Below are 11,611 nucleotides of genomic sequence, written 5' to 3' on the forward strand. Positions count from 1 at the left end.
TGAACCATCCAACTTTATGGGGTCAGTCCACTGCGCTTGCCGGGCCTACGGGGTCAAAGCCGAATGGTAGGCCGGGTGGCGGATACGCCTTACCCGGCATAAAAACCGCTAAAGCCCGACGGTCTACCAGGAGGCCAGCCACAGCCGCAGGCGCATTCCCCAACTGCTGGTCCAGCCGGTGGTAACCGACTTTACCTCGCCTTGAGAAATGACCACCAGCGTTGGCGTTACCTGGATATCCCACTGCCGCGCCAGCTGGCCGCTTGGATCATTCACCGTCGGCAGCGCCATTTTCTTCCTGGTCAGCCACTTCTCCAGCGTGACGTTATCGCCGGAACGCAGGGCTACCGTCAGCACATTGCCGCCGTCGGCGGCAAGCGATGCCACCGACGGCGTGGTATAGCGACAGACTCCGCACCAGGTCGCCCAGACGTACAGCAGCAGCGGCTTTTGCTGGCTCATGGCGTTCAGATCCAGCGTCCTGGCGTCGAGTGTCTGCAGCGATGTGGCGCTGAAGTTTTGCGGCAGCGCGGGCTGGCGAAAATAATCCACCGCCAGGCTCACCGCCGCGCCAATCAGCAGCCACACCGCCAGCTCGCGTAGCCAGCGCCTGATTTTACTGGCCACGGGCTTTCGCCAGCTGCTCTTTCACCAGCCCCTCCAGCTCTTCAGCAGGGATCGCGCCGGCCACCATCTGATCGCCGATGATCGTTGCCGGGGTGCCCTGAATATTCAGCACCTGCGACAAAATCAGGTTCATCTTCAGCGAATCCATGGTCTTGTCATCGATATTTACACTATCGGTGGCGGTTTTCTTCTGCGCGGCGGCGATACTGGCGTCATCGTGATAGCCTTTTTTCGCCATCAGCCGCTGATGCAGCGCCCAGAATTTATCGGGCTGCTGACGCCAGGTGGAGAGCGCGATTTTAGCGGCATTCACCGAACTCTGCCCTTTAAACGGCAGCAGCTTAACGATGAGCTGGATGTCCGGATTATCGTGGACGATTTTTTCCAGCAGCGGATCAAACTGTTTGCAGTAAGGGCAGTTGTAATCGGTAAACGAGACGATTGTGAGTTTTGGCTCTTTCGCGCCGGTGCGCGGGCTATTCGGATCGTTAAACAGCAGCTGGGCTAACTGGTCATTACCGTTCGATTGTGGTTCTTCCGCCGGGGCGGCGAAGCTGAAGGCCGATACGCACAGCAGTAATAATGCGGTGATAGTTCTCATGTTATTTTCCTTTAGCGGCGGACAGGGTGGCGAGAAGGTGTTCGCGGTCTAACAGCGCAGGCAGAATCTGTCCCTGCGGCAATTCCGGTCCGTAAATCTGGTTAAACGGCACCGCGGCGCTGCCGCGTGCGGTTAAAAACTGGCTAATGTCAGCGGAGGGGCGGCTCCAGTCGCCGCGCAGGGCGACTACGTCTGGCGCTAACAGCGCCTGCTGGACGTCGTCGCGCAGCAGCACGTTGTATTTATTGGCTTTACAGGTCACGCACCAGTCGGCGGTGACATCAATAAATACCCGTTTATGCTCCGCCAGGGCGCTGGCGATAGCCTGCTCGCTGAGCGGCTGCCAGTTAACCCGGTCGCGGCGCGGGCCCTGGCCGTCCTGTTGGGCAACAAAGGCGACGGCGCCCGCTACCACGATGGCCAGGGCGCCCGCGCGCAGCTCCGTCCGCCAGCGGTAGCGCCAGGCGGTGGCCACTAGCAGGGCGATGGCCAGAATCACCAGCAGGGTAAGCACCGGCGTACGGCCGATGTGGATCGTCAGCAGGCTGACCAGCCATAGCGCTGAACCAAGCATCATTAGCCCCAGCACCACCCGCAGATGATTCATCCAGCGGCCCGGGCGTGGCAGTCGTTGCGCCAGACCCGGCCAGGCAACGATCAGCAGCCACGGCAGGCTCATGCCGATCCCCATGGCGAAGAAAATGCCCCACAGCAGCGGCAGGGGCGCCACCAGCGCCACCGACACGGCGGTACCGAGGAACGGCGCGGTACAGGGCGTCGCCAGCAGGGTGGCAAAGGCGCCCTGCCAGAAATGGCCCATTAAGCCGTTGCCGCCCCTGGTGGCGAGGAAAGTGCTGGCGCTGGAGAAGAGGCGGATTTCGAACAGCCCCAATAAACTGGCGCTGAACAGCACCATCACCAGCGCCATCGCGCCGATAAACCACGGGTTCTGGAACTGGATGCCCCAGCCGAGCGCCTGATTCCCTAGGCGTAGCGCGGTCATCATCAGCGCCAGCGCCAGGAACGAGACGACGATCCCGCACACCGAGGCGAGGAACTGCCGCCGCACCGCGCCGCGTTCGCGACCTTCGGTTTGCACCAGCGAGCCGAGCTTCATGGCCAGCACCGGCAGCACGCAGGGCATGACGTTGAGAATAAGCCCGCCGGCCAGCGCCATCAGCAGCACCCAGCCTAACGCCAGCCCCGGCGCGGCGCTGCCGGCGGCGACGGCGATTTGGCTTTCCTGCGCCTGACCGCTATCGGCCAGCACCAGCGACAAGGTTTTACCGCGCAGGTCCGGCGCCGCTTCGCCCCAGCTATCGGTGACCGGTACGGTGGCGGTCAGCGTATCGCCGCGGGTGGTAAAGCTCGGCTTACCGAAATCGACATCCTCCATGCTGTCGATAAACAGCGCTGGCTGCTGCCAGCCGGCATCGCGGCGGGCGGTCACCGTCAGTTTGCCGCTGACGTAGCTGGCGGTCAGCTGCGAAGTCAGGCCATCGCGCAGCGGCAGTGTGCCCATCGCGCGGGTAAAATCATAATTAAATCGCTCCCCCGCCGGAGTCGTCATATCCAGCGAAAAGGGATAGTCAGTGAGAATACAGACATTGCTGCAGGTAGAGAGCGTCAGGACGCCGCTAAGCGTCGGCGGTATCTTCCCGCGCAGCGTCATCGGAAAGCTGACCTCGCCGTGATAGCCCTGAGTGGAAATGCCCGCGACGTCGAAGCGCTGCGGCGTCGGCCAGCGCCAGCTCACCTCCAGCGGCGTGTGCCAGGCGATAGCCGGCGCGATGCCGCCTTCCCCTGGCGAGCGCCAGTAGGTTTTCCAGCCCTTTTCCAGCGCTACGTCTAAAAGCAGGCGAGTGTCGCCATTGCTCTCGGTTTGCGCCCGCAGGCGGACGCTGGCGTGTTGATTGTCGGCGGCGCGCAGCCAGCCGCTGTCGGCGGCCTGGCTGACGGGCAGCCATAGCCAAAGCAGGCAGACCAGTAGTCGCCTGAATACCATATACATAAGTTTGCTCCGTAAGTGATGAATTAACCTGAACTGTCAGGGGAATCAATCACTCACGGAAGACGCATAATCGCAGATGCACCCGCAATCGGGGTGAGGAGATAACGCGGGGAGGCCACTGGCGTTCGATACGCGGCGGGATCGCCGCCAGCACCGCCAGCAGCAGGGTGATAGCCAACAGCGCCCCTTCAAACAGCATCGGCGGAACGGCCATCAGCGACTTGGCGCTGAGCTCGCACGGCGTGACCGGCGCCTCAGCCTGATCCTGGTTTTGCTGTCGCGACTGGCTGTCGGCGGTGAGGTTCATGACCAGCGCGTGCATCCCGGCCATCCGTTGAGCGGTGCAGGTTAGCACCACCAGACAGGCCAGGAGGACAAAAAGAATGGCTTTGCGTTGTCGCTTAATCATGATTGCCTCAAATATTCACGAGGCTTATCTTAACGGGCGAACGGGTTTTGGCAATGGTAAAGCTGTAAAGAAGTGTCTGGCGGATAAGCAATTAGCCCTCCCCCGGCCGGGAGAGGGCGGTTAGTTACAGGTTTTCACCGTTGCTGGCGATGACCTCTTTGTACCAGTTAAAGCTCTTCTTGCGCGAGCGGGACATGTCGCCGGTGCCATCGTCGTGTTTATTAACGTAGATGAAGCCGTAGCGTTTGCTGTACTGCCCGGTGGTGAAGGAGACGCAGTCGATGCAGCCCCATGGGGTATAGCCCATCAGATCGACGCCGTCATAAGTGACCGCTTTGATCATCTCTTCGATGTGGGCGCGCAGGTAGTCGATGCGGTAGTCATCGTTGATGCTGCCGTCGGCTTCTACTTTGTCGTAGGCGCCAAAGCCGTTTTCCACGATAAACAGCGGCTTCTGATAACGCTCATACAGTTCACACAGAGAATAGCGCAGGCCGACCGGGTCAATCTGCCAGCCCCAGTCGGAGGCTTTGACGTGCGGGTTCGGCACGCTGCCTTCGAAACCGGAAATGGCGTCGCCAGTGCCGCCCTCGGCTTTCACCGCGTTGGTCATGTAGTAGCTGAAGCCGAGATAGGCGCAGGTACCTTCGCGCAGGATCTGCGCGTCGCCGTCTTCCATCCTGATGTTGAAGCCGCGGCGTTCCCATTCATTCAACACATAGCTCGGGTAGTAACCGCGCAGCTGGACGTCGGTAAAGACGTAGCGCTCGCGCATCGACTCCTGGGCGAACATGACATCTTCCGGTTTGCAGGAGTAAGGGTAGAGGGCGACCATCGCCAGCATGCAGCCGACCTGCATGTCCGGGTTGATGCGCCGCGCCGCTTTCACCGCCAGCGCGCTGGCCACGAACTGGTGGTGCAGCACCTGGTACATGGTCTCTTCCGGATTGTCATGCTCGGTATAGACCACCCCGGAGCAGCAGTAGCCGAACAGCGGCGCGCGCCAGTTGCGCTGGTTGTTGATCTCGTTAAAGGTCATCCAGTATTTCACTTTGTGCTTATAGCGCTCGAAGACCACTTCGGCGAAGCGCACAAAGAAATCGACCACTTTACGATTGGTCCAGCCGCCGTACTGCTGCACCAGGTGCAGGGGCATCTCGAAGTGGGAGAGGGTGATCACCGGCTCGATGTTGTATTTCAGCAGCTCGTCGAACATGTCGTCGTAGAACTTCAGTCCCTCTTCATTCGGCTGGGTTTCGTCACCCTGCGGGAAGATGCGGGTCCAGGCGATAGAGGTGCGGAAGCATTTGAAGCCCATCTCGGCGAACAGTTTGATGTCTTCTTTGTAGCGACCGTAGAAGTCGACGGCTTCGTGGTTCGGGTAGTATTTTCCCGCTTCGACCTGGTGGGTGATTTCGCGCGGCACGCCGTGCGCCCCGCCGGTCAACACATCGCAGATGCTGGGGCCTTTGCCGCCCTGATCCCAGCCGCCTTCAACCTGATGCGCGGCGACCGCGCCGCCCCATAAAAAATCTTTCGGAAGGGTTAATTTTTTCATCCTGGCTAATCTCTCTAATAACTATTGTTCTCGAGTCTAGCAAAGTGAAAGTGAATGTCACGATATAACAAATTCCGCCAAAGGTAATATGTTACATCAAAAAAACAGGCTGTTATTTTTAGCTGATTTTGCGCGCTAATTTACGTCCGAGGGATTCGAGAATATAGATCACTGGAATTTGCGTTGTAATATCGTAGACCCCGCCAATGCGCGTCTGCGGCACGTGCCAGGAGAGATTGAAATCAGCCAGTTTGGCCAGCCGCGAATGCTCATGGCTGGTAATCGACATCACCTTGCAATGATGCAGGCTGAACTGGCTGGCAAAGCGCAGGATCTCTTCCGTCTCGCCAGAGACGGAAAGCACGATCGCCAGCGCGTTGCGGGCCATATCGTTGGTTACCGGAAAATAGGGGTCGTCAATATGGTTGCTGAATTTACCGACGTTGGAGAAGAAGCGTGCGCCATATTTCGCCAGCGCGCCGGAGGTGCCGGCGCCGACAAAAATAATACGTTCGGAGGCGAGAATAATATCGACGGCCTGCTCGAGTAATTCATCGAACTCGTCATTATTGACGCTTTTAAAAAAGCTCATTATTTCGCTGGCGCCGATATTTGCCTGTTGAGGCTCACTCTGCTCAAGATATAATTTAAAACGTACGCGAAATTCAGAGTAGCCCTCGCACTGCAGTTTGCGGCAGAAACGCAACACGGTGGTGGTGGAGACGCCGGCGGCTTCGGCCAGTTCGCGGATGGTCATGTACATCACTTTGTCGCGATTCTTTATGACGTAGTGGTAGACCATCATCTCAAGATTATTGAGACTGGCGACAGCGGCGTGGGAGAACATACTCACAGGGCGAACTCACAATTCATAATGACCAGGACGGAATTATATCATGCAGGCCAATGACATTACCTTTTTTCAGCGTTTTCAGGACGACATCCTCGCCGGGCGCAAAACCATCACCATTCGCGATGCAGCGGAGTCGCACTTTAAGCCCGGCGATGTGCTGCGCGTTGGGCGCTATGAAGATGACGGCTATTTTTGCACCATCGCCGTGACCGCGACCTCGACGGTGACGCTCGATACGCTGACCGAACAGCATGCGCAACAGGAGAATATGACTCTCGGGCAGCTGCGGCAGGTCATCAGCGACATCTATCCTGGCGAGAGCCAGTTTTATGTCATTGAATTCAAAACGCTTTAAGATAATCAGGAACAGCTGTGAGTTGAAATAAAAATGTAACTTTTTGATTTTAATGTATTTACAAATATACATCGTTTTATTTTAGCTAACAGGTGTTCACTGGAATCATTCTCAGTTACCCTAAGTGGGCAATGAAAGCGTTCTTGTTTTCACGGAGTCCAGTATGGTTCGCAAACCATTAATCACTCAGGGATATTCTCTGGCAGAGGAAGTTGCCAACAGCATCAGCCACGGGATCGGGCTGGTGTTCGGTATCGTCGGCCTTGTGTTGCTGCTGGTGCAGGCGGCGGATACAAACGCCAGCGCGACGGCGATCGCCAGCTACAGCCTGTACGGCGGCAGCATGATTATGCTGTTCCTCGCTTCCACGCTCTATCACGCGATCCCGCATCAGCGGGCGAAACAGTGGCTGAAGAAATTCGACCACTGCGCCATCTATTTGCTGATTGCCGGGACCTACACGCCGTTTTTGCTGGTGGGGTTGAATTCACCGCTGGCGAAGGGGCTGATGATCGTCATCTGGAGCCTGGCGCTGCTGGGGATCCTGTTTAAGCTGACCATCGCGCACCGCTTTAAAATTTTGTCGCTGGTGACCTATCTGACCATGGGGTGGCTGTCGCTTATCGTGGTCTATCAGCTGGCGGTGAAGCTGGCGGTGGGCGGGGTAACGTTGCTGGCGGTTGGCGGGGTGGTGTACTCGCTGGGGGTCATCTTCTACGTCTGCAAACGTATTCCTTATAACCACGCTATCTGGCACGGCTTCGTGCTCGGCGGCAGCGTGTGTCACTTCCTGGCGATTTATCTTTACATCGGCCAGTCCTGATAAACATCCCACGGTGGCACTGCGCTTACCGTGGCTACAATACTCTACGGCCTGGAAATTCCACGGTGGCGCTACGCTTACCGTGGCTACAAAATACTGCGGCCGGGTAGCCCGGCTAAGGCGCAAGCGCCGCAAGCCGGGAACTTTTCCTTAATTTTCTTCCAGCGAATACGGCAATGGTTTGATGCTCAGGCTGCCGGCATCGTCGCGCACGCGGAACACGCTGTCCGGTTCCATGTCGTTATTCATCACTACCTGGACCATCAGGCTTCCGTCATCCAGCTGTACGGCTGCCAGCACCGTACCGGTGCGGCGCCAGTTGTCGCCCATCTTCAGCTCCAGGTCTTCCCCGGCTTCCGGCACCCGGCTGGCGGTCCCTGACAGCGTCCACAGCGCGCGCTTATTGGCGCCGCGGAATTTCGCCCTCGCGACCATTTCCTGGCCGGTGTAGCAGCCTTTTTTGAAGCTGATGCCGCCCAGCGCCTGCAGGTTGGTGGCCTGCGGAATGAACTGCCCGCTGTTGGCGCTGTCGATAACCGGCAGACCGGCTTCAATATTCAGCGCCAGCCACTGTTGGCTGTTGTTAAACTGCGCTTCGCCGCGCAACGCGTCGGTGACGCGGTTGGCGGTGTCGACATCGGTCACAAGCAGGAAGCGCTCGCCCGGGTGTTCAAACCACAGCAGGCTGGTAGCGCCTTCGCTGACCACCGGGGTGGCAGCGTCGGGCAAGGCGGCGAACAGCGGCGCCAGCGCGGCGCGCGCCTGGAAGCCGGCTACTCCCAGCAGAACCAGATCGTCGTTGGCGGCAATGGTGACTTTGGAGAAGACGGCATATTTTTTCAGCTCGGTCAGCTGCGCGTCGCGCAGGCTGCGGCGCTCAATCCACGCGAAGCCGCCCTCGCGACGGAATACGCGCAGGTTGCTCCACATCTTGCCTTTGGCATCACAGTGGGCGGCAAGCAGATGCTGGGCATCGGTGAGATGACTCACATCGGCGGTAATCTGCCCCTGCAGATATTTTTCGCTGTCCGGCCCGCTAATTGTCGCCAGCGCCCAGTCATCCAGGGTCATCAGCGTTAACGGCAGACGAGCGGAAGAGGAAGGCTGACGCGGAGGAAAAGGTGTAAAAGCCATAGTCATATCCTGAATCGCTTAACGCAGTGTGTGTGACCAATGGTAAAAGAGCTATAGTGCATTGCAAGTGCTTTCAACAGGCCATTTGTGCGCTGGCGTGAGACAGCCGCCTGACGCAGGGAATCAATAAACCCATCATTATTTTAAGGTTTTTATGGAAGGATGCTCGCATTCAGCGATATTCCTGTAAAGTTACGGCAGAAAACGGGTTAAACTAACCTATATTTTGCTGCTGGAAGGTCAACATGGACATTAACAATAAAGCACGTATCCACTGGGCATGCCGCCGCGGGATGCGCGAACTCGACATCTCCATCATGCCGTTCTTTGAGTATGAGTACGATACCCTCAGCGACGCTGACAAACAGCTGTTCATTCGCCTGCTGGAAAATGACGATCCGGATCTGTTCAACTGGCTGATGAACCACGGCAAACCGGCCGATGCGGAGCTGCAGCGGATGGTAACCTTAATTCAGACACGGAATCGGGAACGTGGTCCTGTGGCAATCTGATCTCCGTATCTCCTGGCGCGCGCAGTGGTTTTCCCTGCTGCTTCACGGCGTGGTGGCGGCCCTGGTGCTGTTGGTTCCCTGGCCGCTGAGCTATACCCCGATCTGGCTGCTGCTGCTGTCGCTGGTGGTCTTCGACTGCGTGCGCAGCCAGCGGCGGATCCATGCCCGTCGCGGGGAGATAAAACTGCTCACCGATTCCCGTCTTCGCTGGCAAAACGCCGAATGGGAGATCCTCGGGACGCCGTGGGTTATCAATAGCGGTATGCTGCTGCGTTTGCGCCATGTCGATACCCGGCGCGGACAGCATCTTTGGCTGGCGGCGGACAGCATGGACGCCGGAGAGTGGCGCGATCTGCGCCGGCTGGTGCTGCAAAAACCGGCGCAGGAGTAAGCCGCGTCAGGAAAAGTGTTCGGCCATTTCGCCGAGGATCTGCTCGCACCAGCTCTGGATGCGCTCGTCGCTCAGGTCGTACTGGTTGGTTTCATCCAGCGCCAGGCCAACGAACAGTTGGCCATCGGCGATCACCGGTTTCGGGCTGGTGAACTCATAGCCTTCGGTTGGCCAGTAGCCGACAAACTTCACGCCCCTGGTCGCCAGCTTGTCATGCAGCATGCCGAGCGCGTCAAGGAACCATTCGCCGTAGCCCAGCTGATCGCCCATGCCGTACAGCGCGACGATCTTTCCCTCGAGGTTCAGGGTGTCCAGCTGATCCCAGACCGCTTCCCAGTCTTCCTGAATTTCGCCGAAATCCCAGGTCGGGATGCCAAGGATCAGTACGTCGTACTGGCTCATCAGCGCGGGGGAGTCATCTTTCAGATTGTGCAGCGTCACCAGTTCGGGGCCGATGATATCGCGGATTTTCTCCGCGGCCATTTCGGTGTAGCAGGTACTGGAGCCGTAAAACAGACCTATATTCATCGCGTAAACATCTCGATTCTTGCCGTGAATGGCGGGCAGTGTACCAGAAAGGCGTCCTCTTAAGGCATAATGAGAGCGTTTAACGAACAAAGAGGCCGATGTGAAACAGGATCTGGCACTAATCGAACAGTTTCTCGATGCCCTTTGGCTGGAGCGCAACCTGGCGGAGAATACGCTCAGCGCCTACCGTCGCGATTTGACGATGTTAGTTGAGTGGTTGCACCATCGCGGCCTGTCGCTGGCAAGCGTTGGCAGCGACGATCTGCAGGCGCTGCTGGCTGAGCGGCAGTCCGGCGGCTACAAAGCCACCAGCACCGCGCGCCTGCTGAGCGCCGTGCGCCGTTTTTTCCAGCATCTGTATCGGGAAAAAATTCGCCCGGACGATCCCAGCGCGCTGCTGGCCTCGCCGAAGCTACCGCAGCGGCTGCCAAAAGATCTCAGTGAGGCGCAGGTTGAGCGCCTGCTGCAGGCGCCGCTGGTGGAGCAGCCGCTGGAATTGCGCGATAAAGCGATGCTGGAGGTGCTGTATGCCACCGGCCTGCGCGTCTCGGAGCTGGTGGGGCTGACGATGAGCGACATCAGCCTGCGGCAGGGCGTGCTGCGGGTGGTGGGAAAAGGCAACAAAGAGCGGCTGGTGCCGCTGGGGGAAGAGGCGGTACTGTGGGTGGAAAATTACCTCGAGTATGGTCGCCCCTGGCTGCTGAACGGCGTGGCGTCGGATGTCTTATTTCCCAGCCAGCGCGCCCAGCAGATGACGCGCCAGACCTTCTGGCATCGGATTAAACACTATGCCGTACTGGCGGGGATCGACAGCGAAAAGCTTTCCCCGCACGTGTTACGCCATGCGTTCGCCACGCATTTGCTCAATCATGGCGCCGATCTGCGCGTGGTGCAGATGCTGTTAGGACACAGCGATCTCTCCACCACGCAGATATACACCCACGTGGCGACCGAGCGTCTGCGACAACTTCATCAACAGCACCACCCGCGGGCGTGAGTGCTGAACAAAAGGACTGAGTATGAAAAAAGGTTTATTGATGTTCACCCTGCTGGCGGCCTCCCTTTCAGGAGCGGCGCACGCCGATAGCGCGGCAATTAAACAGTCGCTGGCGAAGCTGGGTGTGCAGAGCACCGATATTCAACCATCGCCGGTTTCCGGGATGAGCACGGTGCTGACCGACAGCGGCGTGCTGTACGTGACCGACGACGGCAAACATATCATCCAGGGGCCGATGTACGACGTGAGCGGCGCGCAGCCGGTCAACGTCACCAACCAGCTGCTGCTGGGTAAGCTGAACGCGCTGAGCAATGAGATGATTGTCTACAAAGCGCCGAAGGAGCAGCACGTCATCACCGTCTTCACCGATATTACCTGCGGCTACTGTCATAAACTGCACGAGCAGATGAGCGACTACAACGCGCTGGGGATCACCGTGCGCTATCTGGCTTTCCCGCGACAGGGTCTGCAAAGCCAGGCGGAGCAGGACATGAAGGCCATCTGGTGCGCGAAAGATCGCAACAAAGCGCTGGATGACGCCATGAATGGTAAAGGCGTGCAGCCGGCGAGCTGCAGCGTAGATATCGCCAAACATTACACCCTCGGCGTGCAGATGGGCGTCAACGGTACGCCGGCGATGGTCCTCAGTAACGGCATGGTGCTGCCGGGCTATCAGGGGCCGAAAGAGCTGAAGGCGTTCCTTGATGAGCACAAAAAACAGACAAGCGGTAACTGATTCGCGTGAAACAACAGATACAACTACGCCGCCGCGAGGCGGTTGACGGCGTCGAACTCCCCGCCGACCTGCCCCC

15 protein-coding genes are annotated in these 11,611 nt (G+C 58.4%); 7 read left to right on the top strand and 8 right to left on the bottom strand.

Annotated elements, in window-relative coordinates; all coding sequences use genetic code 11:
- Positions 1 to 123 precede the first annotated feature (123 nt).
- The 6 genes from HMPREF9538_RS06775 to HMPREF9538_RS06750 form a co-directional block, all read right to left on the bottom strand.
- Complete coding sequence (locus tag HMPREF9538_RS06775; protein ID WP_009485877.1) at positions 124 to 627, bottom strand: protein disulfide oxidoreductase; 504 nt, start codon at positions 625 to 627, stop codon at positions 124 to 126.
- Positions 617 to 1,228, bottom strand: a complete 612-nt coding sequence (locus HMPREF9538_RS06770; RefSeq protein WP_009485878.1) for a DsbA family protein — start codon at positions 1,226 to 1,228, stop codon at positions 617 to 619. Before HMPREF9538_RS06770 ends, HMPREF9538_RS06775 begins: the two co-directional genes overlap by 11 nt.
- 1 nt (position 1,229) lies before the next feature.
- Positions 1,230 to 3,239, bottom strand: a complete 2,010-nt coding sequence (locus HMPREF9538_RS06765; protein WP_009485879.1) for a protein-disulfide reductase DsbD family protein — start codon at positions 3,237 to 3,239, stop codon at positions 1,230 to 1,232.
- Between the two features lie 49 nt (positions 3,240 to 3,288).
- Complete coding sequence (locus HMPREF9538_RS06760; RefSeq protein ID WP_009485880.1) at positions 3,289 to 3,648, bottom strand: hypothetical protein; 360 nt, start codon at positions 3,646 to 3,648, stop codon at positions 3,289 to 3,291.
- 124 nt (positions 3,649 to 3,772) lie between these two features.
- Positions 3,773 to 5,206 carry a 6-phospho-beta-glucosidase BglA gene (gene bglA, locus HMPREF9538_RS06755; protein ID WP_009485881.1) on the bottom strand — a complete coding sequence of 478 codons (1,434 nt, stop codon included), beginning with the start codon at positions 5,204 to 5,206 and terminating at the stop codon, positions 3,773 to 3,775.
- 118 nt (positions 5,207 to 5,324) lie between these two features.
- Positions 5,325 to 6,053, bottom strand: a complete 729-nt coding sequence (locus HMPREF9538_RS06750; RefSeq protein ID WP_009485882.1) for a MurR/RpiR family transcriptional regulator — start codon at positions 6,051 to 6,053, stop codon at positions 5,325 to 5,327.
- A 49-nt stretch (positions 6,054 to 6,102) separates the two neighbouring features.
- Here HMPREF9538_RS06750 and yqfB point away from each other — a divergent pair, with 49 nt between their 5' ends.
- Together yqfB and trhA are read left to right on the top strand one after the other, a co-directional pair.
- Entirely contained in the window at positions 6,103 to 6,414 is a 312-nt protein-coding gene (yqfB, locus tag HMPREF9538_RS06745) for a N(4)-acetylcytidine aminohydrolase (protein WP_004144734.1), read from the top strand.
- Positions 6,415 to 6,577: 163 nt separating this feature from the next.
- Positions 6,578 to 7,237 carry a PAQR family membrane homeostasis protein TrhA gene (trhA, locus tag HMPREF9538_RS06740; protein WP_002916317.1) on the top strand — a complete coding sequence of 220 codons (660 nt, stop codon included), beginning with the start codon at positions 6,578 to 6,580 and terminating at the stop codon, positions 7,235 to 7,237.
- Positions 7,238 to 7,387: 150 nt separating this feature from the next.
- On the opposite strand, the gene ygfZ is transcribed toward trhA, so the two are convergent.
- Complete coding sequence (ygfZ, locus tag HMPREF9538_RS06735) at positions 7,388 to 8,371, bottom strand: tRNA-modifying protein YgfZ (protein WP_002916313.1); 984 nt, start codon at positions 8,369 to 8,371, stop codon at positions 7,388 to 7,390.
- A 245-nt stretch (positions 8,372 to 8,616) separates the two neighbouring features.
- Between ygfZ and sdhE the strand changes: the two genes are divergently transcribed.
- Together sdhE and HMPREF9538_RS06725 are read left to right on the top strand one after the other, a co-directional pair.
- Positions 8,617 to 8,883 (top strand): FAD assembly factor SdhE, encoded by a 267-nt coding sequence (gene sdhE / locus HMPREF9538_RS06730; protein WP_002916312.1) that lies wholly within the window; start codon positions 8,617 to 8,619, stop codon positions 8,881 to 8,883.
- Entirely contained in the window at positions 8,864 to 9,274 is a 411-nt protein-coding gene (locus tag HMPREF9538_RS06725; RefSeq protein WP_002916310.1) for a protein YgfX, read from the top strand. The genes sdhE and HMPREF9538_RS06725 overlap by 20 nt, the downstream gene beginning before the upstream one ends.
- Before the next feature lie 6 nt (positions 9,275 to 9,280).
- Here the strand turns inward: HMPREF9538_RS06725 and fldB are convergent, their stop codons facing one another.
- Positions 9,281 to 9,802, bottom strand: a complete 522-nt coding sequence (gene fldB, locus HMPREF9538_RS06720; RefSeq protein ID WP_002916308.1) for a flavodoxin FldB — start codon at positions 9,800 to 9,802, stop codon at positions 9,281 to 9,283.
- A 100-nt stretch (positions 9,803 to 9,902) separates the two neighbouring features.
- Between fldB and xerD the strand changes: the two genes are divergently transcribed.
- The 3 genes from xerD to HMPREF9538_RS33405 all read left to right on the top strand — a co-directional run.
- A complete protein-coding gene (gene xerD / locus HMPREF9538_RS06715; RefSeq protein WP_004144729.1) occupies positions 9,903 to 10,799 on the top strand; it encodes a site-specific tyrosine recombinase XerD in 897 nt (298 codons plus the stop codon).
- 22 nt (positions 10,800 to 10,821) lie between these two features.
- Complete coding sequence (dsbC, locus tag HMPREF9538_RS06710; RefSeq protein ID WP_002916301.1) at positions 10,822 to 11,535, top strand: bifunctional protein-disulfide isomerase/oxidoreductase DsbC; 714 nt, start codon at positions 10,822 to 10,824, stop codon at positions 11,533 to 11,535.
- A 5-nt stretch (positions 11,536 to 11,540) separates the two neighbouring features.
- On the top strand, positions 11,541 to 11,611 hold a 71-nt coding region (locus HMPREF9538_RS33405; RefSeq protein WP_416352773.1), incomplete at its 3' end, for a hypothetical protein.

Source organism: Klebsiella sp. MS 92-3 (assembly GCF_000195655.1).
Taxonomy (GTDB): Bacteria; Pseudomonadota; Gammaproteobacteria; order Enterobacterales; family Enterobacteriaceae; genus Klebsiella; species Klebsiella pneumoniae.